The sequence below is a fragment of the Micromonospora sp. NPDC049047 genome, from assembly GCF_040649135.1.
Lineage (GTDB): Bacteria > Actinomycetota > Actinomycetes > Mycobacteriales > Micromonosporaceae > Micromonospora.
The window spans coordinates 137,274-158,254 of record NZ_JBEZEY010000003.1 but is presented as its reverse complement, the minus strand read 5'-3'; the positions used below and the strand labels follow the sequence as shown (position 1 = coordinate 158,254).

Below are 20,981 nucleotides of genomic sequence, written 5' to 3'. Positions count from 1 at the left end.
TCAGCCGAGCGCTGCCACCGTCGCTGTCGCGGGCGACGAGGCGTCCGCGGGGAGTTGCGTCGCTGGCGGGTAGTGGGCGCCGTTGAAGGTGACTCGCAGCGTGTACACCGAGGTACCGGCGGTGACGAACAGGTGATTGCGCTTCGGGCCACCGAACGTGAGGTTGGCTGCCGGTTCGGGTAGCAGCAGCTTGCCGATGAGGGTGCCGTCGGGGTCGAAGCAGTGCACGCCGTCCCAGGCCGCCGCCCAGACCCGCCCGAGATGGTCGAGACGGAGGCCGTCGAACCGGCCGAAGTCACACTCGGCGAAGATCTTTCCCTCGTCCAGGGTGCCGTCGGCCGTGACGTCGAAGACGCGGATGTGACTGGGCTCCTGCCGGGTGTCGGCGATGTAGAGCCGCTGCTCGTCGGCCGAGAACGCCAGGCCGTTGGGGCGGGAGAAGTCGTCCGCCACGACGCGTACGTCCCCGGTGGCGGGGTCCAGGCGGAACACGTAGCAGGCCCCGCCGAACTCGCTGTCGCCCTTGTTGCCCTCGTAGTCGCCCTGGATGCCGTAGCTCGGATCGGTGAACCAGATCGTGCCGTCGGCGCGGACGACCACGTCGTTGGGGCTGTTGAACCGCTTGCCGTGGAACCGGTCGGCGAGCACGGTGATCGTGCCGTCGTGCTCGGTGCGGGTGACCCGCCGGTTTCCCTGCTCGCACGTGACAAGCCGACCCTGACGGTCCACGGTGTTGCCGTTGGCGTAGCCCGAGCCGTGGCGGTAGACACCGACGGTGCCGGTGGTCTCGTCCCAGCGCAGCAGTCGGTCGTTGGGGATGTCGCTCCACACCAGGTAGCGGCCCGCCGGGAAGTAGGCCGGCCCTTCCGTCTTACGTGCGCCGCTGTGCAGCCGTTCGACAACGAAGTCGCCGTCGCAGCTGCGAAACCGCTCGTCCAGCAGGCGGAATTCGGCGGGAACAGTGTCGACCATTGCTGCGCCTCCCCAGCGCCGGGGGCTCATTCGGCAGAATCATATATCTGCCATACTTCATCTGGTCAACAGGCAGTCTTTCCAAATCACGTTCAGTAAGGTGTCCCGGTGGTAGATGACGTCGACCGCGCGCTGATCACACAGCTTCAGCGCGACGCCACCCAGTCCTACGCGACGCTGGCCAGGGCGGTGGGTCTGTCCGCCGGTTCGGCCCATGAGCGGGTACGCAAGCTGCGCGAACGAGGCGTTATCCGCCGGAGCACCGTAGACGTCGACCCGGCCGCCGTGGGCCGTGGCGTGTCGGCCTTCGTGCTGGTCAGCGCGGACTCCTGGATGGGCGACGCCCCTACCCGGGACGCGCTTGCGGCCATCCCCGAGATCCAGGAGGCGCACATCATCGCCGGTGCGGCGTCCCTGCTGGTGAAGATCCGCACCGCGACCACCGAAGACCTGCAAGCGGCGCTGCGCCGCGTCTTCGGCATCGACGGGGTAACCGGCACCCAGGCCATGGTCGTGCTGGAGACGTTCTTCGAACGCCCGGTGAGCGTGGTCGAGCAGCCCGACAAGCCGCGCCGTCCGGACGCCAGTCGTCAGGCCGAGTGAACCAGTGTCGGCGCGGCGAGCAGCGGGCCGTGCGCGGTCTTGTCGTCGGCGGTGGGGCCGTGCGAGGTCAGCACCACCGGTGCGGCCAACTCGGTGCTCACCGCCTGTGCCCAGTCCGTCGGCGGGTCGTCATAGACCGGGCGGGAGCGCAGCAGGCGGGCGGTGAGCGCGGCCTGTCGGTCCAGGTCACCGGGCGGGCCCGGGGTGAGCCGGTCGGTGGTGTCGTAGCGGCGGCAGATCCGCAGGTGAGGGCCGGCGAGGTCGAGGTGGGTCAGGGCCAGGCCGTCGACCCCACCGGCGGCGGCGAGGGCGTACCGGTGGGCGACCGCGTCGAAGTGGCCGAACCGGAACCGGCCCTGCCACGGGTTGGTGGCGTTGTGCCGGTCGGTGAACGGCAGGGCCGGGTCCTCGGTCACCAGCGGGCCGGCACCGTGTCGGGTGGTGGCGATCCGGAGCACCCCGATCCGGGTCACCGCACCGGGCAGGCCGGCCTCGGCGAGCAGACTGTCGGCGTTGGCGAAGGTGGTGGTGCTCCACGTCGTGTACGGGTGGAAGCCGTGCCACTCGTCGAGCAGCACCCCCTGCGCGCCCTCGAAGACGCAGGTCCCCGCGCGCAGGGCTCCGGCGAGCCAGCTCCAGTCGACGATCGCGACCCGCCCGGCGAACCCGGTGAACGCGGGCAGGCAGTCCTCGACCGGTGGGGCGTCCAGCGGGCCGAGTTCGGCGGTCAGCCGGTCCCGCAGGGCGGTCAGCCGGCGGCGCAGCAGCGTCGGGCTGTGGCAGTCGGCGACCCGGGGGGCGTCGTCCGGGTGGGCGAGACCGTACGCGACGGCCTCGCCCACCCCCAGCCCGCAGGAGCCGTGCCGGTCGGCTCCCCGGGCGATCTCCCGGGCCCGGTTGGCGGCCCGGTGGTACGGGGTGGCGAGCAGCGCCGCCCCGTCGACTGTCAGTCGGTCGAGCGCGTCGGTCACCCCGACGGTGGCGAGATGGTCGGCCTCGGCGGCCAGGGCCAGCGGGTCCACCACCACGTGCCGCGACAGGTGGGTACGGATCCCGCTGTGGAACGTGCCGGCACCGAACTGCGCGAACGTGTGGTGCCGCCCGTCGCGCAGCACGACGTTGTGTGCCGCCTGCGCGCCCCCGTTGAAGCGGACCACCGTGTGCACGGGCCGGGTGGCGCAGAGCCAGTCCACCACCGTGCCCTTGCCGGCGTCGCCGTAGCCGAGGTCGACCACCGCCACATGGTTCACAGCCGGGTCACCCCGCCGGTGGTGTCGCGGAACGCGGGCAGCGTCGACACCTCGGCCCGCCGTCCCCGGCCGAGGCGGGCCAGCGCCTTGGACACGGTGCCGGTGGCGCTGGAGCCGGCGTGATCCAGGTGGCGCAGGCCCTCGTCCAGGTCGATGGCCTGCTCACCGAGGCCGATGGTGAGCGCGATGGTCTCGCAGACCGCGTCGAGGTCGTCGAGCACCACTGCGTTCTGCCCGAGCAGGTCCCGCCAGAAGTCCAGCACCTTGGCGTTGCCGGCGTAGTGGCTGCCGGCGGGGAGCAGGTAGTAGGTGTCCCAGCGGCGGGTGACCTCGTCGACGACCTGCCGCAGCGGCATGTCCTCGCTCAGGTCGTCGCCGATCAGGCGGGCCACCTCCCGGGTCTTCACCTGCTGGTACGCCAGCTCGTCGCCGATGATGAACAGGTAGCCGCGTCGGCCGCGCTTCTCCCAGTTGTCGGTGGCGGTGTGCCGGGCCATGAAGTACATGGCCAGCTCGTACGACTCGCTCATCTGCCCGCCGCCACCGCCCTCCAGGACGATCCGGCCGAGGTCGTCGTCCATCCGGTTGTCCGACTCGAACTGGCCGACCTGCAACGGCACCCGGTCGCAGGTGGCGTCGCCGATCGCACCGAACATGATCTGCGGGTCGCTGGCGTACCCCTGCCGTTGCAGCAGGCCGAGCAGTTGCGGCAGCTTGGTCTGCAGCACGCGCGGCACGGTGCGCATCGAGCCGGTCACGTCGAAGAGCACGGCGACGGGGGTCGACCGGGGGTGCTCGTCGGAGTCGCGGCTCTCGCGCATCGCGCCGCGCGGGTCGAGCGCGGCGTGCACGGTTCGCGCCCCGCTGTCGCTGTAGGAGAAGGCGCTCTTACCGGTGGACCGGCGGTAACGGTCGGCGGCGTCGTACACGTCGGTGGACCAGATTCCACTGCCCATGACAGCTCCTTAGGGGGTGAGGGTGAAGGGTCGGAAGGTGCGGGGCCCGTAGAGCCGGTCCAGCACCCTGTCGAGTTCGCGCAGCAGGCGCCAGGCGTCGTCGGGCCGGGCGTGCAGGGAGTGCTGCTGGCAGCCCTGCGCGAAGGCGTGCAGCTCACGGGGCGCGTGGCGGTTCAGCAGCCAGGTCATGCAGCGGGTGGCCATCCAGATGTCGGTGCCCGGCCCGCACTGCCGCTTCTGGAGGACCTCGGGGGGATACCAGTCCTGGTGGCCGGGCACCAGCGCCGGGATCGTGCTGCCGACGGGGGCCGAGAAGCACCAGTCGACGAGGACCACTCCGTGCGCGTCCGGCTCGACGAGCACGTGTCGCGGCACTACAGCGCCGTGCACCACACCGGCCCGGTGGGCCAGGCCGAGCACCACAAGCAGCCGCCGCCACATCCAGGCCACGTCCCGGGCGTCCAACCCGTCGGGGTACGCGCGCCGCACCGCGTCGAGGTCATGCAGCCCGGGTGCGGTGGCCAGCACGTTGATCCGACGTTCCGCGCCGGTCGACGCGTCCCGGTGCGGGAACTCGTCGACGAGCCGGGGCACGTACGGCAGGTAGCGCGGGTCGCCGCGCTCGGCGATGGTGCGCAGCGCGTGCGCCTCGCGGGCCATCAGGTCGTTGTCGGTGGGCCGTCGGGGCAGCTTGAGCAGCCGGTCCGCACCGACGTCGTAGAGGTCCGCCAGGTCACCCGAGTGGGCCGGCTCGCCGAGTCGGTAGTCCCCGAGCACTGTGACCTGCCGGGCCCGCCACCGGGTGGTGACCTGGATGAAGGCCTCGGTGGCTTCGGCGCGTACCGCCGGGTCGGCCGGCAGGCGGTCGGGGTGCAGGGCCGCTACCAGCTCGCGGTAGCGGCGGGCCGGTTGGTCCGCGCCGAACAGGTCGGCGTCGGTGCGGGCCGCCGCGACCAGGCCGATCGCCTCGGTGGTCCTCATCGCACCGTCTCCTCGCGGGCCGGGCGTAGCAGCGCCGGGTGCAGCAGGCGGGCGTCGCCGGCCCGGTAGAGCCGGGCGCGCGGGCCGCCCCGGCTGCCGCCGCGCTCGGTGCTGGCGCCGGTGCTCTCCACGAAGCCCGGCACGGAGAGCACCTTGCGGTGGAAGTTGCCGGCGTGCAGCGGGTGACCCCACACCGTCTCGTAGACGGCGCGCAGCTCGCTGATGGTGAACTCGGCCGGGAGGAAGCGGGTGGCGAGTGGCGTGTACTCCAGCTTGGACCGGGCCCGTTCCAGCGCGTCCTCGATGATCCGGCCGTGGTCGAAGGCCAGCTGCCGGCTGCTCAGCGCTGTCACCGGCAGCCAGATCGCCTCGTCGGCGTCGGTGCCGGCGGCCGGGTCCGGCAGGTCGGGGGCGAACGCGAGGTGGGCGACCGAGACGACGCGCATCCGCGGGTCGCGGTCGGGAGCGCCATAGCTGCCCAACTGCTCCAGGTGTACGCGGCGCAGCCCTTCACCGCCGAGCCCGGTCTCCTCGGCCAGCTCGCGTCGGGCGCCGGTGGTGAGGTCCTCGTCGGTGTGGACGAAGCCGCCGGGCAGCGCCCAGTGCCCCGCGAAGGGTGCCTGACCACGCCGGATCAGCAGCAGGTGCAGCGCGTCGGCGCGGATGGTGAATGCGACGACGTCGACTGTCACCGCGACCGCCGGGTAGGCCCGCGGGTCGTACGCGTCCAGGAACTCCTGCTCACCCATCGCGTCTGCCTCACTGTGAGAACATCTCTATATGAGAACAACTTAGCGCACGAGTGCGCCCCTGCCAAGCCCGAACTGCTCGGCGGGGGCGGGTCAGCGCAGGAGACCTGCCAGGTGCGGTCGGCCGCGCGAGTCGTGCAGGGCGAACCCGCCGTCCGGCAGCACTGTGAAGTTCACGGTGCTCGGCAGCGGCACGGGCAGCTTGAAGGCGACCTCGACGGCGTACGAGTCCGGCAGGCGGTTCTCCAACGCGGCCAGGCAGCGCGCCTTGCTCCACATGCCGTGCGCGATCGGCCGCCGGAAACCGAACAGCCGCGCGCCGATCCGGGAGGTGTGGATCGGGTTGTGATCCCCGGCCACCCGCGCGTACTCCGTGCCGACGCGAGGTTCCACCCGCCAGCGAGCCGTGCCGACCGGCGCCTCGGGGCGTCCACCCCGGTCGCCGCCGCCCGGCCTGCCGTCCCGGGCCAGGTACGTCGAGACGCCCTCCCAGACCCGCTCGCCGTCGACCGAGCCGACAAGCACCACGTCCACCTGCCGCCCCCGGTCGTGCGGGCGCAGATTCTCCGCGTACGCGGTGAAGTCGAGTGTCTCGTCGGAGGTGATCGGGCGGTGCACGGCGATCCGGTTGCCGACGTGCACCAGGCCGGTCAGAGGGATCGGGAACGCCGGCAGGGTCATCAGCCGCAGACTCAGCGGGAAGCCCAGGACGTGCGGGAACGTCCCCGGCAGCCGATCACTGAGCCGAAACCCGCAGACCCGGTCGTAGGCAGCCAACTGTGCCCTGTCGACAGTCACCCCGCCGACGGCCAGTTCGACAGTCGGTAGGCCGGGCCCGCGCCGCCCGCCAGCGAGCCCCGGCAGCGCGCCGAGCAGCGCCCGCCGGTTCAGCGCCCCTACCGCCGGCATTCGCGGCAGGTCGACCCGGGTGCGACCGCCCGACCCCGGTTCGAGCGCCGCGGCCAGGGTCTCCGCCGTCAACGTCTCGGTCGGGCCGTCGATCAGTTCGTGCAGGGAAAGGTCGTCGTCCGGCTCCCGCTCGCTCCGCATCACGCCCCCAGCAGGCTCTGGCCGCAGACCCGGACCACGTTCCCGCTGACCCCGCCGCTTGCCGGCCAGGCCAGCCAGCCGATCGTCTCGGCCACGTCCACCGGCAGCCCGCCCTGCGCCAGGCTGTTCATCCGCCGGCCCGCCTCACGGACCACGAGCGGGATGCGCGCGGTCAGCCGGGTCTCGATGAAGCCGGGCGCCACAGCGTTGACGCTGATGCCCCGCTCCCGCAGGCTCGGGGCGAGCGAGTCGACCAGCCCGATCACCCCGGCCTTGCTCGTCGCGTAGTTGGTCTGCCCCCGGTTGCCGGCGATCCCGGCGATCGAGGAGACCGCCACGATCCGCCCGCCGGTCGGGATCAATTCCCGCTCCAGCAGCACGTCGTTGATCCGTTCCTGGCTGGAGAGGTTGACGTCGAGGACCTGGTCCCACCGGTCGGCGTCCATCCGGCCGAGCGTCTTGTCCCGGGTGATGCCGGCGTTGTGCACCACCACGTCGACCCGGCCGTGCCGGCTGGCCAGGTGGTCGGCGAGCCGGGTCGGCGCGTCCGGCGCGGTCAGGTCGAGCTGGACGGCGGTGCCGCCGATGTCGTTCGCCACCGCGGCGAGGGCGTCCCCGGCGGCGGGGATGTCCAGGGCCACGACCTGCGCGCCGTCGCGGGCGAGCACCTTCGCCAGCGCCGCGCCGATGCCCCGGGCGGCGCCTGTGACAAGCACCACCTGCCCGTCCAACGGGCGCTCCCAGTCGGCCGGGACGCTCGCCTCGCCCGCGCCGACCCGGATCACCTGGCCCGAGACGTACGCGGACCGGCCGGAGAGCAGGAAGCGGAGCGTCGACTCGAGGCTGGTGAGGACGCCGTCCTCGGCCCGGGTCACGTAGACGAGCTGGGCGGTGGTGCCCCGCCCGAACTCCTTGCCGATGCTGCGGACCAGCCCTTCCAAGGCGCGCTGGGCGGTCGCCTCGCGGGGCGTCGGGCACTCCTGCGGCGGGGTTCCCAGCACGATCACCCGGCCGCTTGGCAGCACGGCCCGGGCGTGCGGGTGGAAGAAGTCGTAGAGCTGGCGGAGCTGGGTGGAGTCGGTGATGCCGCTGGCGTCGTACACCAGGGCGCCGAACCGATCCTGGGGTCCGGTGGCGGCGGCACTGTCGGCCAGCTCGACCCCGGCGGTGGTCAGGATCCTGCCGACCGGCTCGGTGAGCCGGCCTCCGGTGGCCGCGCCGAGCAGGGCCGGCCCGGTCAGCAGCGGGTCGCCGGGCTGGTACCGACGCAGTCGGGGCGGGTCGGGCAGCCCGAGGCGCTTGACCAGCGCGCGGCCGGCGGCCGATTGGACGAAGCTCGCGTACCTGTCGGTCATGGGCGTAGCCTACTGGCGAGTAGGGTTGGAGCAACACTTTGCGAGGAGGCGGATCGTGCAGAGCATCCGGAAGGTCGCCGTCATCGGGGGCAACCGCATCCCCTTCGCCCGTTCCAACTCCCGCTACGCGGACGCGTCGAACGCCGACCTGCTTGGTGCCGCGCTGGACGGCCTGATCGCCCGGTACGGGCTGGCCGGGCAGCGGGTCGGCGAGGTGGTGGCGGGCGCGGTGCTGAAGCACTCCCGCGACTTCAACCTCACCCGTGAGGTGGTCCTCGGCTCCCGGCTGGACCCGCACACCCCGGCGTACGACATCCAGCAGGCCTGCGGCACCGGCCTGGAGGCGGCGATCCTGGTCGCCAACAAGATCGCCCTCGGTCAGCTCGACGTGGGCATCGCCGGTGGCGTCGACACCACCTCCGACGCACCGCTCGCTGTCAACGAGGAGATGCGGCGCACCCTGCTCAAGCTCAACAGCGCCCGCACGCTCGGCGAACGGCTCAAGATCGCGGCGAAGTTGCGCCCGCTCCAGCCGTTCAAGCCGGACATCCCGCGCAACGCCGAACCGCGTACCGGCCTGTCCATGGGTGACCACGCCGCCCGCACCGCGCTGCGCTGGCAGATCGACAGGCGATCCCAGGACGAGCTGGCGCTGCGCTCGCACCAACGGCTGGCCGCCGCGTACGACAGGGGCTTCTTCGACGACCTGATGACGCCGTACCTGGGGCTGACCCGCGACCAGAACCTGCGCCCCGACACCAGCCTGGAGAAGCTCGGCTCACTCAAGCCGGCCTTCGGCACCCGGGGCACGGACGCCGAGCACGCCACGATGACCGCCGGCAACTCGTCGCCGCTCACCGACGGCGCGTCCACGGTGCTGCTGGCCAGCGAGGAGTGGGCGGCCGCGCACAACCTGCCGGTGCTGGCCTGGTTCAGCTGGTCGGAGACGGCGGCTGTCGACTTCGTGCACGGCGACGAGGGGCTGCTGATGGCCCCCGCGTACGCGGTGCCCCGGATGCTGGCCCGGGCCGGGCTGACGTTGCAGGACTTCGACTACTACGAGATCCACGAGGCGTTCGCGTCGCAGGTGCTGGCCACCCTCGCCGCCTGGGAGTCGCCCGAGTTCTGCAAGGACCGCCTCGGCCTGGACGCACCGCTGGGCGCGATCGACACCGACCGGCTCAACGTGAACGGCTCGTCGCTTGCCGCCGGGCACCCGTTCGCTGCCACCGGCGGTCGGATCGTGGCGACCCTGGCCAAGATGCTTGCCGAGAAGGGCACCGGACGCGGGCTGATCTCCATCTGCGCGGCCGGTGGTCAGGGCGTGACAGCCATCCTGGAACGCTGAGCGCAGACGCGGCTATCGTCCCGCGTCACCCCATACCCCGGCATTGGTCGACAGGCCTTAATGGCCCGTTCAGCAACCGGCCCGCTGGTGGAGATTTCGCCACGCCACGGTGATCGTCAACGCGCCCTCGGCGCGGTATCGATCACTCCTGCGTGCGGAACGGGGCCGTATCACCGTGGAGTCAGTCGTCCCCGGGGCAGCCACCCTGTCGGTGGTCATCCCGATGTTCAACGAGGCCGCGGTCATCCCGGCCCTGGTCGCCCGGCTGCGGCCGGTGCTCGACGCGCTCGGCGTCGACTACGAGGTGGTCACCGTCGACGACGGCAGCCGGGACGACACCGTTTCGGTGCTCTTCGACAACGGCCGGGACTGGCCGCAGATGCGGGTCGTGCGGCTGCGGCGCAACAGCGGCCACCAGGCGGCGTTGACCGCCGGACTGCACCGGGCCGTCGGTCAGTGGGTGGTAAGCCTCGACGCCGACCTCCAGGATCCGCCGGAGACCATCGCCGAGATGCTCCGGGTGGCCCGCGAGGAGAGTGTGGACGTCGTCTACGGCGTCCGCGCCGATCGCAGCACCGACACGGCCTTCAAGCGCAACACGGCCCGGGGCTACTACTGGTTCATGCGCCGCCTCGTCGGTGCCGACCTGCCCGCCCAGGCCGGCGACTTCCGGCTGCTCAGCCGCGACGTGATCGAGGTGCTGCGCCGGCTGCCCGAGCGCGCCCCGGTCTACCGGCTGCTGGTGCCGTCTCTCGGTTTCCCCAGCGCCGAGGTGCGCTACACCCGGGCGGCGCGGGCCGCCGGGGAGACGAAGTACCCGCTGCGCCGGATGGCCGCCCTGGCCTGGGAGAGCACTGCGAACTTCTCCGCCGCGCCCCTGCGACTGGCCACCTGGCTGGGAATGTCGAGCTTCCTGCTCTGCCTCGGCCTGATCGTCTTCGGCATGGTCGCCCACGTCTCCGGCACCACGATCCCCGGCTGGACCTCGATGTTCGTCGCGGTGCTGCTGCTCAGCGGGGTACAGCTGGTCTGCCTCGGCCTCCTGGGCGATTACGTCGGCCGGATCTACGCCACAGTGCAGAACCGGCCGGCCTTCCACGTCGGGTTCGACTCCCGCGACGAGGCCCGGGTCACCGGGACTGTCGCCCGACGCCGGGTCGAGAACGACTCGCGTACGTCCGACGTGGACTCGGTGGTCGGCGTCCATGGCTGACGTCCTCGTGGCCGAGCGGGTCGACAGCCCGGCGCCGACGACGCGTCGCAACGTTCTCCTGCCGGTCCTCACCACACTGCCGTGGGCGCTCGTACTCGCCGCACTGCTCCTGGTCTGGTCACGCGGCGGTGTGCCCGCCCCCGCCCTTGCCCGCTTCTGCGCGTACTGGGTCCTCGCGCTGGTGCTGCCCGGGACGCTCGTGCACCGCGCCCTGCGCGGCAGCCGGGGCAACCTTCCGGAGGACCTCGCCTACGGCGCGGCCACCGGCCTGCTGCTCGAAATCGTCGCCTGGGCGTCGGCTGCCGCGATCGGCCAACAGTCAGTGCTGCGCTGGTGGCCGCTGCCCGTACTCGTGGCCTTCGCCGCCGTTCCCGGGCTGCGCCGGCACTGGCGGATGGGTGAGCGTCGTCCCCTGCCGGTCGTGTGGCACTGGGGGATGGGCGCGGCGCTGCTGGTGGTGCTGGCCTGGGGGTACGTCCAGTGGCGGACGGTCCCGCTGCCGCCGGCGTACGGCAGCTACTACCAGGATCTGCTCTACCACCTGGGGCTCGTGCAGGAGCTGACCCGGGCGATGCCGTTCGAGCTGCCGCACGTCGCGGGGGAGGACCTGCGCTACCACTACCTCTCCGACGCCCACATCGCCAGCGGCAGCATGATCACCGGCATCTCGCCGGCGGTGGTGCTGCTGCGACTGTGGCTGGTGCCGGTGATCGGTACCGCCGTGGTGCTCGCGGCCGGGCTTGCGCGTGATCTGAGCGGTGCCGCCTGGGCCGGCCCGGTCGTCGCCGTCGCCGGCTTCGCGGGCAGCACTGTCACGCTCGGCTCAGCCGTGGGCGTGTCCGGTGAGATGCCCCTGTCGTACGCCAGCCCGTCCCAGACGTACGTGCTGGTGCCGCTGCTGCTGCTCGCCGGTCTCTGCGTCGATGCCGTCCGGGGGCGGTCGCTCGGCCCGGCCTGGGCGATGGTCCCGGCGCTCGGGCTGGTCTGTGCGGGCGCGAAGTCGAGTGCGTTGCCGCCGCTGGTCGCCGGCCTTGGTCTCACCGCCGCCGTGCTCTGGTGGCGGGACCGACGCATCCCGCGGCCCGCCCTGGTGGCCCTGGCCTGCCTCGTGGCGGCGATGGCGCTGGGCTTCCGGTTGTTCGCCGGTGGCGGGGCGTCCACCCTGCGCGTGCAGGCGTTGGCGTTGCTGCACTTCATCGCACCGTACGCGGAGACCCTCGGCGCGGGCGACGGCATCTGGCCGGACGCACCGCTGCCGCCGGGCATCGACGACGGTGGGGCCCTCGGGTGGCTGCTGGCGTTCTCGGTGGTCGTCTGGTGGATTCTGGGTCAGGCGCCCCGGTGGGTCGGAATGAGCCTGCTCGCCGATCGGGAGCACCGGATCGACAGTGCCGTCTGGTTGCTCGCGGGCACCGTGCTGGCCGGCGCCGCCACCACCTGGGTCTTCCAGCACCCGTCGATCAGCCAGATCTACTTCTGGATGGGGGTCATCCCGGTCGGTGTCGTGCTGACCGCCTGGTCACTCGCCGCCGCCCGGGCACCCTGGCCGGCGCTGGTGGTGCCCGCCCTGGCCGGCGCGTTGGTGGCGCTCGGCACGGCCGGCACGGTGACGGGTTTCGCCCTGCCGAGGATCGACCGTCCCGGCACCCCGGAAACCTCGACCATCGAGGGGTGGCTGCGGGTGCTGGGCCTCTCGGCGGCCCGGTACGTGCTGTTCGTGGCGGTGGCCGCCGCGCTCGCCGTCGGGGTGGCAGCCCTGTGGCGGCGGCGCGTCCCGTCGACGTGGGGTCGTCGGCGCGTGTCGACGCTCGCGGTGGCCGGTGTCACCGCCGCGATGCTCGGTGCCAGTGCCTCAGTCGTCGTGGGTGGGATCGTCCGCTCGGTGCTCACCGAACCGGTGCCGGTGAGCGGACCACAGCCGTACGCCCTCACCGCCGCCGAGATGCGCGCGGCGTTGTGGCTGGACGAGCACGCCGCCGACGACGACGTGGTGGCCACCAACGTGCACTGCCGGCCGGTGCGCACCACGCCGCACTGCGATGCCCGCGCGTTCTGGGTGACCGGCCTGGGCGGGCACCGGACGGTGGTGGAGAGCTGGAGCTACACCGACGCCGTCGTGGCCGCACACGGTGTCGACAACCTGGGGTACGCCCGGCAGAACTTCCCCGATCAGGAACTGCTCGCGTTCAACGACCGGGTGTTCACCTCGCCGACCGTGGACGACCTGGAGCGGCTCCGGACACGGCACGGGGTGCGGTGGCTCTTCGCCGACACCCGGGCGGGGGCGGTGTCGCCGGAGCTGGCCCGGCTGGCCCAGGTCCGGTTGGTCTCCGGCTCGGTCATCGTCTACGAGCTGAACCGCCCCTGACGCTCTCGCCAACCCGGCCCGGTCCAGGTGGCGGCCGGCGGGTGCGGGACAATGAGGTACGTGACGACGATCCCCAACGTGCTGGCCAACCGGTACGCCTCGCCCGAACTGGTCGCCCTCTGGTCTCCGGAGGAGAAGGTCCGGATGGAACGGCGGCTCTGGCTCGCCGTGCTCCGCGCGCAGCGTGACCTCGGCGTGTCGGTGCCGGACGGCGTGGTCGAGGCGTACGAGCGGGTGCTCGACCAGGTCGACCTCGCCTCGATCGCGGAGCGGGAGCGGGTCACCCGGCACGACGTGAAGGCCCGGATCGAGGAGTTCAGCGCGCTCGCCGGCTTCGAGCACGTGCACAAGGGGATGACCTCCCGGGACCTCACCGAGAACGTCGAGCAGTTGCAGGTGCGGGCCTCGCTGGAGCTGGTCCGGGACCGGGTGGTGGCCACCCTGGCCCGCCTCGCCTTCCTGGCGTACGAGCACTCCGAGCTGGTCATGACCGGCCGTTCGCACAACGTGGCCGCGCAGGCCACCACGCTCGGCAAGCGGTTCGCGTCGGCGGCGGAGGAGCTGCTCATCGCGTACGAGCGCCTGGAAGACCTGATCGCCAGGTACCCGCTGCGCGGGATCAAGGGGCCGGTCGGCACGGCCGCCGACCAGCTCGACCTCTTCGACGGCGACGCCGACAAGGTGGCCGAGTTGGAGCGCCGCGTCGCCGAGCACCTGGGCTTCTCCCGGGTGCTCGACAGCGTCGGGCAGGTCTACCCGCGCTCGCTGGACTTCGACGTGCTGGCCGCGCTGGCGCAGACCGCCGCCGCGCCGTCGTCGCTGGCCACCACGATCCGGCTGATGGTCGGCCAGGAGTTGGCGACCGAGGGCTTCAAGCCGGGCCAGGTCGGCTCCAGCGCGATGCCGCACAAGATGAACACGCGCTCGTCGGAGCGGGTGAACGGCTTCGCCGTGATCATCAGGGGTTACCTGTCGATGGTCGGCGAGTTGGCCGGCGACCAGTGGAACGAGGGGGACGTGTCCTGCTCGGTGGTCCGCCGGGTCGCCCTGCCGGACGCGTTCTTCGCCGCCGACGGGCTGTTCCAGACGTTCCTGACGGTGCTCGACGAGTTCGGCGCGTACCCGGCGGTGATCAACCGGGAGTTGGAGCGGTTCCTGCCGTTCCTGGCCACCACCAAGATCCTGGTGGCGGCGGTCCGGCGGGGCGTCGGCCGGGAGGTCGCCCACGAGGTGATCAAGGAGCACGCGGTAGCGGTGGCCCTGGCGATGCGCGAGCAGGGCTCCCCGGAGAACGACCTGTTCGACAGGTTGGCCGCCGACGGTCGGTTGGGTCTGTCCCGCGCCGACATCGACACCCTGGTCGCCGACCGCAGCGCCTTCGTCGGTGCCGCCCAGGCCCAGGTGGCAGCGGTAACCAAGCGGATCACCGCAGTGGTGACAGCCCACCCGGACGCAGCCACCTACACCCCACCCCCCATCCTCTAACCCACCCCGAACCCCCACCCCCACCCTCGGCCGGGCCGCCTAGGTCCCGTTGATCATGAAGTTATTGCCCTCCGCACCGGCGTGTCGTGGCAATAACTTCATGATCAACGGTGGGTTGGGTGGGTGGGTGGGGTGGGGTGGGTTAGGGGTTTGGGGTTTCTGCGGCTGTGCTGAGGTTGGGGGCGCTCGCCGGTTCGGCGATGCCGCCGAGGGACTCGGCGAAGGCCGGGTCGGTGGCGGTCTCCGCAGCGACCGCCGGCTGGTCGGCCGGCATGACTTCCGGCATGACGGGTACGGCGACCACTGCCGTCCCGTACGCGCAGATCTCCATCCACATCTCACCGCAGTCCCGGCTGTCGAACCGCATGCCGATCACCGCGTTCGCGCCGAGCCGCAGGGCCTCCTCGCCGAGGCGGGTCACCGAGTCGGTGCGCCACCGGGTGAGGTTGTCCGGGGCCATCGGGTCGTACGCGCCACCGCGCAGGTTCTTGACCCCCTCGCGGTACGGGTTGCGCGTCCTGGCCATCGATGACACCACCTCACCGAGAATCTGGCGGATCTCGTAGCCGGGCAGTTGCTCTGTCGTCACGACCAGCACGTTTCCGATGCTGTCAGGAGTGGCGCGACCCGATCGTGTGCATTGTTCACCTGATCGGATGCTGCAAAACGACGCGGCGCGGACGGCCGGCACGTGGCTGACCATCCGCGTCGCGTCGGGCGTTAACCGTCAGACACCGGCCGTCGAGGTGATCCAGGCCCGGTTGTACGCAACGCTGCCGTAGTTCTGGATGCTCGACCCGTCGGCGGTGGAGGCGACGCCGACCTGCTGGCCGTTGTAGAACTGCGGGCCGCCGGAGTCGCCGCGCCACGCGTTGCCGTTGATCCGGGTGCTGCGGATGGCCTGCCCGCCGTACGCGTCGGTGGCGCTGTTGCTTGTCACCCGGACGGTGGCGGTCTTCAACTGGGTGGACGCCGAGCAACCGCTGTAGCAGGTCATGCCCCAGCCGTAGATCGAGTTCGTCGAGTTGATCGGCGGGTTGCTGCTGGCCAGGGACACCGCGGAGGTGCTGACGGTGCTGGAGAGCCGCATCAGCGCGAGGTCGTTGCGGGTGTAGGTGGCGCTGACCGTGCGGGTGACCCCGCCGGAGGTGCGGTTGACGCTTCCGACCCGCACCGACATGGTGCCGCTGATGCAGTGCCGGGCGGTGAGCACCCACTGGGCGGCGATGACGCTGCCGGAGCAGGTGAACGAGCCGTTACTGAACACCGCGGCGGCCCAGGGGGCGGACGAGACGGTGCCGCCACCGATGATGGGTTGCGGGCCGGCGGGGGCGGCGGACGCGGCGGACGGGACGCCGAGGGCGCCGACCAGCGCGGTGCTGAGTACGGCGAGCAGGGGGCGGATGCGCATCGGGTGGACTCCTTGGACGGGGCGGGCCCGGGGTCGCCGGGCGCGGATGGGCGGCAGCGAGGGGTCCCGCCGACGCCTGAATCGACTTACGTCGATGTACAGTAGGGTGCGGGGTGGTCGTTATCAAGGATTCGATCAATGTTGCTCTATGTAACGATTTGGCTCGCTGTAGCGCTGTATATGTCCTGCTGAGGCCGCGTGTCGCGCCCGATGGGTCACCCTGAGCGCCGGTAATGTTGATCACTGCCTGAACTGCACCCGGCCGGTGCGTCCGCGGCGATATCTGCCAGGTAGGCTGGCTGCGCTCGCCCGTTGTGGGTCGGCACCCAACTGCGTACACAGTCAGGAGTGCCCAGTGCCTCGCGTCGTCGTCGACGTCATGCTCAAGCCCGAGATCCTCGATCCGCAGGGCCAGGCCGTCGCAAACGCGCTGCCCCGGCTCGGCGTCGGTGACGTCGCCTCGGTTCGGATCGGCAGGCGGATCGAGATCGAGTTCACCGGTGAACCGGACCTGGACCGCGCTCGGGAGATTGCCGACAAGTTGCTCGCCAACCCGGTCATCGAGGACTTCACCGTTCGCCTGGTCGAGGCCGACGAGACCGCGGACGCCCGCTCGTGACCGCCCGGGTCGGTGTGGTCACCTTCCCCGGCTCGCTCGACGACGGGGACGCGGCCCGGGCCGTCCGGATCGCCGGCGCTGAGCCGGTCCGGCTCTGGCACGGCGACCCGGGCTTGCACGGCGTGGACGCCGTCGTCCTGCCCGGTGGCTTCTCCTACGGCGACTACCTGCGCTGCGGTGCCATCGCCCGGTTCGCCCCGGTGATGGAGACGATCGTGGACGCCGCCCGGGGCGGTCTGCCGGTGCTCGGCATCTGCAACGGCTTCCAGATCCTCTGCGAGGCGCACCTGCTGCCCGGCGCGCTCACCCGTAACCAGCACCTGCACTTCCGCAACCGGGACCAGGTCCTGCGCATCGAGTCGGCCGGGACCGCGTGGACGAACACGTTCCAGCCCGGCCAGGAGGTGCTCGTCCCGGTCAAGAACGGCGAGGGCTGCTACGTCGCCGACACCGCGACGCTGGACCAGCTCGAAGGCGAGGGCCGGGTGGTCGCGCGCTACGTCGGCGGCAACCCCAACGGGTCGCAGCGCGACATCGCCGCGATCACCAACGCCGCCGGCAACGTGGTCGGCATCATGCCGCACCCCGAGCACGCGGTGGAGGCGCTCACCGGCCCCTCGCTTGACGGCCTCGGCTTCTTCACCTCGGTCCTCAAGCACCTGGTGGGGGCGCCGGCGTGACCGGCGGCACGATCATCGGTCAGCTCAACCGCATCTCTGGCGGGCGCGAGCGCAGCGAGGAGAGGTCATGACCACCCATCCGGACCCGGTACGCGACACCCCGGAGGCATACTCCGCCCCGGTGCAGCCGACCGAGCCGAGCCCGGCGCAGCCGGTCGCACCCGCGACCGCTCCCGCCCAGCCGGCCGCTGCCGTCTGGACCGAGGGCGTGGACACCGTGCCGCGCGCCGGTGGCACCCCGGGCGAGCTTCAGCCGTACACCGAGCTGGGTCTGCGCGACGACGAGTACGACCGGATCCGGCAGATCCTCGGCCGCCGGCCCACCCAGTCCGAGCTGGCGATGTACTCGATCATGTGGAGCGAGCACTGCTCGTACAAGTCGAGCAAGGTGCACCTGCGGCAGTTCGGTGAGAAGGCCCCGCACAGCGACCGGCTGCTCGCCGGCATCGGTGAGAACGCCGGCGTCGTGCAGGTCTCCGACGAGTTGGCGGTGACCTTCAAGGTCGAGTCGCACAACCACCCGAGCTTCGTCGAGCCGTACCAGGGTGCGGCGACCGGCGTCGGCGGCATCGTCCGGGACATCCTCGCCATGGGTGCCCGCCCGGTCGCGGTGATGGACCCGCTGCGCTTCGGTGCTGCGGATCACCCGGACACCGCCCGGGTCCTCACCGGCGTCGTCGCCGGCGTCGGCGGCTACGGCAACTGCCTCGGCCTGCCGAACATCGGTGGCGAGCTGGTCTTCGACCCGTCCTACCAGGGCAACCCGTTGCTCAACGCGCTCTGCCTGGGCGTGCTGCCGGTCGACAGGCTGCAGAACAAGGCCGCCGCCGGCCCCGGCAACGTGGTCGTGCTGATGGGCGCCAAGACCGGCCGGGACGGCATCGGCGGCGTCTCGGTGCTGGCCAGTGCCACCTTCGACGAGGGCAGCGAGGCCCGCCGCCCCGCCGTGCAGGTCGGTGACCCGTTCACCGAGAAGCTGCTGATCGAGGCGTGCCTGGAGCTGTACGACGGCCAGCTGGTCGTCGGCATCCAGGACCTCGGCGGCGCCGGCCTGACCTGCGCGCTCACCGAGACCGCCGCCGCGGCCGGCACCGGCATGCGGGTCTGGCTGGAGCGGGTGCCGCTGCGCGAGCCGTCGATGGACCCGCACGAGATTCTGGCCAGCGAGTCGCAGGAGCGGATGCTCCTCGTCGTCGAGCCGGACAAGCTCGACGCGGTGCTCAAGACCTGCGAGAAGTGGGGCGTCCTCGCCACCGCCATCGGCGAGGTCACCGCACCGGAGCCGGACGGCCGCCCGGGTCGTCTGCTGATCACCTGGCAGGACCACCTGGTCGTCGATGTGCCGCCGGGTTCGCTCGTCGACGACGGCCCGGTCTACGCCCGGCCGATGCGTGAGCCGGCCGACCTGATCCTGCTCCAGGCCGACCGGGCCGAAACGCTGCCCCGCCCGGCCGACCCGGACGCGCTGCGGGAGACCGTGCTGCGCATGATCGCGTCACCGAACCTGGCCGACAAGACGTGGGTCACCGAGCAGTACGACCGCTACGTGCTGGGCAACACAGTGCTCGCGCAGCCGGAGGACGGCGGCGTGATCCGGATCGACGAGCGCACCGGACTCGGTGTGGCGCTGTCGGTCGACGGCAACGGCCGGTACGCCCGGCTCGACCCGTACAACGGCACCAAGCTGGCCCTGGCCGAGGCGTACCGGAACGTGGCGGTGACCGGCGCGAAGCCGATCGCCGTCACCAACTGCCTCAACTTCGGCTCGCCGGAGGACCCGGGCGTGATGTGGCAGTTCGCCGAGGCCGTGCGCGGCCTGGCGGACGGCTGCCTGGAGCTGGGCATCCCGGTCACCGGCGGCAACGTCAGCTTCTACAACCAGACCGGTGCGGCGGCCATCCACCCGACCCCGGTGGTCGGCGTGCTGGGTGTGCTGGACAACGTGGCCGACCGGGTGCCGATGGGCTTCGTCCCGCGTCCCGGCGGCGACCACGACCAGCTCTACCTGCTCGGTGAGACCAACGTCGAGCTGTCCGGCTCGGAGTGGGCCTGGGTGACGCACGAGCACCTCGGCGGCATCCCGCCGCAGGTCGACCTGCTCCGCGAGAAGGCGCTGGCCGACCTGCTGGCCGAGGCGGCCCGGGTGGGTCACCTCAGCTCGGCGCACGACCTGTCCGACGGTGGCCTCGCCCAGAGCCTTGTCGAGTCCTGTCTGCGGCGTGGCGTCGGCGCTCGGATCGCCGTGCCGGAGCAGTTCGCCGACGGTTCGATGCCGTTCGTCTACCTGTTCAGCGAGTCCGCCACCCGGGCGCTGGTGTCGGTGCCGCGTGGCCACGACAAGGCGTTCGCGGCGCTCTGCGCCGAGCGGGGGGTGCCGTTCGAGCTGATCGGCGTCACCGACCCGACCGGCGGTGCGCTCGAGGTGCACGGCCAGTTCCGGATCGGCCTGGACGAGCTGCGCAGCGCGCACACCGAGACGCTGCCGCGCCTCTTCGGGGGTACGACCGCCGTCGAGGTGCCCGCGCCGGCAGCCGGTGTGGCGGGCGCGGTCGAGGCCGTCCCGCTGCCGGTCGCCCCGGCCGAGCGGATCGACCCGGCTGAGGTGCTCTCCGAGCCGATCGCGTCTTCGGGGCCTGACCCGAAGACCGGTGCCGTCGAGCCGATCGGTGGGGCGGCCGAGTCTGACACCGGTGTCACCGAACCGTCGCCTGACGAGCGCTGAGGCGTTGTCGGCCGCTGTCTACGGCCAACCCGGTTCCGGTGCCCGGTTCGACTGGGGGCTGACCGGGGCGGCCGAGCTCGGCCGGGTCTGCGCGGCGCTGGTGGTGGTGGACGTGCTGTCGTTCACCACCGCCGTCGAGGTGGCGGTGGCGCGGGGCATCCGGGTGCACCCGTTCCCCTGGGGCGAGCAGGCCCCGGAGTACGCGGTACGGGTCGGCGCGGTCGCGGCGGTGGGCCGGCGGCGGGTGAGCGCGGAACATCCGTGGTCGCTCTCGCCCGCCGCACTGAGCACCGCACCGGTGGTGGCGGACCTGGTCCTACCCTCGCCGAACGGTTCCGCCATCAGCGCCGCGGCCAGCGCCACCGGCCTCCCGGTGGTCGCGGCGTGTCTGCGTAACGCGCGGGCCGTCGGGCGTTGGCTGCGCCGCCAGGGGTACGGCACCGTGGACGCCCCGATCGGCGTGATCGCCTCGGGTGAGCGGTGGCCGGATGGGTCGCTGCGCCCGTCGGTGGAGGACCAGCTCGGCGCCGCCTCGGTGCTCGACGCGCTCTCCGGCGTGCCGGGTGGGCTGTCCGTGGAGGCCGCCATGGCACTCGCCGCCCTGGCGAGCACTCCGGATGTGCCAGCGGCGGTGCGGGGAAGCGTGTCCGGGCGGGAATTGACCGAGAGTGGCTTCGCCCAGGACGTGGACATCGCCGTCCGGATCGGCGTCTCGGACGTCGTGCCGCTGCTCAACCAGGGCGTCTTCTCCGCCGCCTGACCGCCGCTCAACCAGCGCGCCGCGTCGGCCCGCCTGCATTGATCAACTCGGCTTGGGTGACGCCGTGGTGTTCGGGCCGGCGGGATGCCACGACCTCGTTGACCACGAGTGACGCTTGAATGCGGAACGGCCACCCGGATCTCCGGGTGGCCGTTCTTCAGTGCGCTGTGTCGTCAGTCGTCAAGCCAGTCGAGACGTCGGCTGCCCCGGTCGGTCGGCGGCGGGGTCTCCGGTCGGGACCGACCGCCGGCCGGCTGGCCGTAGCCGCCCTGGTCGTAGCCCCGGTCGTCGTAGCCGCCGCGCTGCGCCGGGGGCTCCTGACCGTAGGTGCCGCCCTGGTCGTACCCGCCGGCCGGTTGGCCGCCGTAGCCGCCCTGGTCGTAGCCCCGGTCGTCGTAGCCGCCGCGCTGCGCCGGGGGCTCCTGACCGTAGGTGCCGCCCTGGTCGTACCCGCCGGCC

Annotated in this window: 18 protein-coding genes and 1 pseudogene; 9 read left to right on the top strand and 10 right to left on the bottom strand. The window is 72.0% G+C overall.

Annotated elements, in window-relative coordinates; all coding sequences use genetic code 11:
- Entirely contained in the window at positions 1-972 is a 972-nt protein-coding gene (locus AB0B86_RS06330) for an SMP-30/gluconolactonase/LRE family protein (RefSeq protein ID WP_357411521.1), read from the bottom strand.
- 108 nt (positions 973-1,080) lie between these two features.
- Between AB0B86_RS06330 and AB0B86_RS06325 the strand changes: the two genes are divergently transcribed.
- Entirely contained in the window at positions 1,081-1,575 is a 495-nt protein-coding gene (locus AB0B86_RS06325; protein WP_357411519.1) for an Lrp/AsnC family transcriptional regulator, read from the top strand.
- Here AB0B86_RS06325 and AB0B86_RS06320 read toward each other — a convergent pair.
- From AB0B86_RS06320 to AB0B86_RS06295, 6 genes are all read right to left on the bottom strand, one after another.
- A complete protein-coding gene (locus AB0B86_RS06320; RefSeq protein ID WP_357416333.1) occupies positions 1,563-2,825 on the bottom strand; it encodes an adenylosuccinate synthetase in 1,263 nt (420 codons plus the stop codon). The two genes, AB0B86_RS06325 and AB0B86_RS06320, sit on opposite strands and share 13 nt — an antisense overlap.
- Entirely contained in the window at positions 2,822-3,781 is a 960-nt protein-coding gene (locus AB0B86_RS06315) for a hypothetical protein (RefSeq protein WP_357411515.1), read from the bottom strand. The genes AB0B86_RS06320 and AB0B86_RS06315 overlap by 4 nt, the downstream gene beginning before the upstream one ends.
- A 9-nt stretch (positions 3,782-3,790) precedes the next feature.
- Entirely contained in the window at positions 3,791-4,762 is a 972-nt protein-coding gene (locus tag AB0B86_RS06310) for a serine/threonine protein kinase (RefSeq protein WP_357411513.1), read from the bottom strand.
- On the bottom strand, positions 4,759-5,511 hold the full coding sequence (locus AB0B86_RS06305) for an NUDIX domain-containing protein (RefSeq protein ID WP_357411511.1): 753 nt from the start codon (positions 5,509-5,511) through the stop codon (positions 4,759-4,761). The genes AB0B86_RS06310 and AB0B86_RS06305 overlap by 4 nt, the downstream gene beginning before the upstream one ends.
- A gap of 93 nt (positions 5,512-5,604) precedes the next feature.
- Entirely contained in the window at positions 5,605-6,420 is an 816-nt protein-coding gene (locus AB0B86_RS06300; RefSeq protein ID WP_357416712.1) for a MaoC/PaaZ C-terminal domain-containing protein, read from the bottom strand.
- A 140-nt stretch (positions 6,421-6,560) separates the two neighbouring features.
- Positions 6,561-7,916: a 3-oxoacyl-ACP reductase gene (locus tag AB0B86_RS06295; protein ID WP_357411509.1), complete on the bottom strand. Its 1,356-nt coding sequence runs from the start codon at positions 7,914-7,916 to the stop codon at positions 6,561-6,563.
- A gap of 55 nt (positions 7,917-7,971) precedes the next feature.
- Between AB0B86_RS06295 and AB0B86_RS06290 the strand changes: the two genes are divergently transcribed.
- The 4 genes from AB0B86_RS06290 (at position 7,972) to purB (ending at position 14,330) form a co-directional block, all read left to right on the top strand.
- Positions 7,972-9,264, top strand: coding sequence for an acetyl-CoA C-acetyltransferase (locus tag AB0B86_RS06290; protein ID WP_357411507.1), 1,293 nt, complete (start codon positions 7,972-7,974; stop codon positions 9,262-9,264).
- Between the two features lie 175 nt (positions 9,265-9,439).
- Entirely contained in the window at positions 9,440-10,477 is a 1,038-nt protein-coding gene (locus AB0B86_RS06285) for a glycosyltransferase family 2 protein (protein ID WP_357416328.1), read from the top strand.
- The gene (locus AB0B86_RS06280; RefSeq protein ID WP_357411503.1) at positions 10,470-12,845 is read left to right on the top strand and encodes a hypothetical protein; all 2,376 of its coding nucleotides are present in this window, start codon (positions 10,470-10,472) and stop codon (positions 12,843-12,845) included. Before AB0B86_RS06285 ends, AB0B86_RS06280 begins: the two co-directional genes overlap by 8 nt.
- A 60-nt stretch (positions 12,846-12,905) precedes the next feature.
- Positions 12,906-14,330, top strand: coding sequence for an adenylosuccinate lyase (gene purB / locus AB0B86_RS06275; RefSeq protein WP_357411501.1), 1,425 nt, complete (start codon positions 12,906-12,908; stop codon positions 14,328-14,330).
- Positions 14,331-14,472: 142 nt separating this feature from the next.
- Here purB and AB0B86_RS06270 read toward each other — a convergent pair whose 3' ends face one another.
- Positions 14,473-15,033: a YbjQ family protein gene (locus AB0B86_RS06270; protein WP_357411499.1), complete on the bottom strand. Its 561-nt coding sequence runs from the start codon at positions 15,031-15,033 to the stop codon at positions 14,473-14,475.
- Between the two features lie 24 nt (positions 15,034-15,057).
- Positions 15,058-15,741 carry a DUF1986 domain-containing protein gene (locus AB0B86_RS06265; RefSeq protein ID WP_357411496.1) on the bottom strand — a complete coding sequence of 228 codons (684 nt, stop codon included), beginning with the start codon at positions 15,739-15,741 and terminating at the stop codon, positions 15,058-15,060.
- Positions 15,742-16,096: 355 nt separating this feature from the next.
- Between AB0B86_RS06265 and purS the strand changes: the two genes are divergently transcribed.
- The 4 genes from purS (at position 16,097) to AB0B86_RS06245 (ending at position 20,522) form a co-directional block, all read left to right on the top strand.
- A complete protein-coding gene (purS, locus tag AB0B86_RS06260; protein ID WP_030491392.1) occupies positions 16,097-16,360 on the top strand; it encodes a phosphoribosylformylglycinamidine synthase subunit PurS in 264 nt (87 codons plus the stop codon).
- The gene (gene purQ, locus AB0B86_RS06255) at positions 16,357-17,040 is read left to right on the top strand and encodes a phosphoribosylformylglycinamidine synthase subunit PurQ (RefSeq protein ID WP_357411494.1); all 684 of its coding nucleotides are present in this window, start codon (positions 16,357-16,359) and stop codon (positions 17,038-17,040) included. The genes purS and purQ overlap by 4 nt, the downstream gene beginning before the upstream one ends.
- A gap of 67 nt (positions 17,041-17,107) precedes the next feature.
- Positions 17,108-19,762, top strand: a complete 2,655-nt coding sequence (gene purL, locus AB0B86_RS06250; protein ID WP_357411492.1) for a phosphoribosylformylglycinamidine synthase subunit PurL — start codon at positions 17,108-17,110, stop codon at positions 19,760-19,762.
- Between the two features lie 4 nt (positions 19,763-19,766).
- Positions 19,767-20,522 carry a 2-phosphosulfolactate phosphatase gene (locus AB0B86_RS06245; RefSeq protein ID WP_357411573.1) on the top strand — a complete coding sequence of 252 codons (756 nt, stop codon included), beginning with the start codon at positions 19,767-19,769 and terminating at the stop codon, positions 20,520-20,522.
- 173 nt (positions 20,523-20,695) lie between these two features.
- On the opposite strand, the pseudogene AB0B86_RS06240 reads toward AB0B86_RS06245, so the two are convergent.
- A pseudogene (locus tag AB0B86_RS06240) lies at positions 20,696-20,981 on the bottom strand (hypothetical protein); the annotation flags it as partial.

What these genes read in the sequence shown, in the direction of transcription:
- AB0B86_RS06330 (WP_357411521.1), bottom strand. Translation starts at nt 972, where the DNA reads ATGGTCGACACTGTTCCCGCCGAATTCCGCCTGCTGGACGAGCGGTTT.
- AB0B86_RS06315 (WP_357411515.1), bottom strand. Translation starts at nt 3,781, where the DNA reads ATGGGCAGTGGAATCTGGTCCACCGACGTGTACGACGCCGCCGACCGT.
- AB0B86_RS06310 (WP_357411513.1), bottom strand. Translation starts at nt 4,762, where the DNA reads ATGAGGACCACCGAGGCGATCGGCCTGGTCGCGGCGGCCCGCACCGAC.
- AB0B86_RS06305 (WP_357411511.1), bottom strand. Translation starts at nt 5,511, where the DNA reads ATGGGTGAGCAGGAGTTCCTGGACGCGTACGACCCGCGGGCCTACCCG.
- AB0B86_RS06300 (WP_357416712.1), bottom strand. Translation starts at nt 6,420, where the DNA reads ATGCCGGCGGTAGGGGCGCTGAACCGGCGGGCGCTGCTCGGCGCGCTG.
- AB0B86_RS06295 (WP_357411509.1), bottom strand. Translation starts at nt 7,916, where the DNA reads ATGACCGACAGGTACGCGAGCTTCGTCCAATCGGCCGCCGGCCGCGCG.
- AB0B86_RS06280 (WP_357411503.1), top strand. Translation starts at nt 10,470, where the DNA reads ATGGCTGACGTCCTCGTGGCCGAGCGGGTCGACAGCCCGGCGCCGACG.
- AB0B86_RS06270 (WP_357411499.1), bottom strand. Translation starts at nt 15,033, where the DNA reads ATGGTCAGCCACGTGCCGGCCGTCCGCGCCGCGTCGTTTTGCAGCATC.
- AB0B86_RS06265 (WP_357411496.1), bottom strand. Translation starts at nt 15,741, where the DNA reads ATGCGCATCCGCCCCCTGCTCGCCGTACTCAGCACCGCGCTGGTCGGC.
- purL (WP_357411492.1), top strand. Translation starts at nt 17,108, where the DNA reads ATGACCACCCATCCGGACCCGGTACGCGACACCCCGGAGGCATACTCC.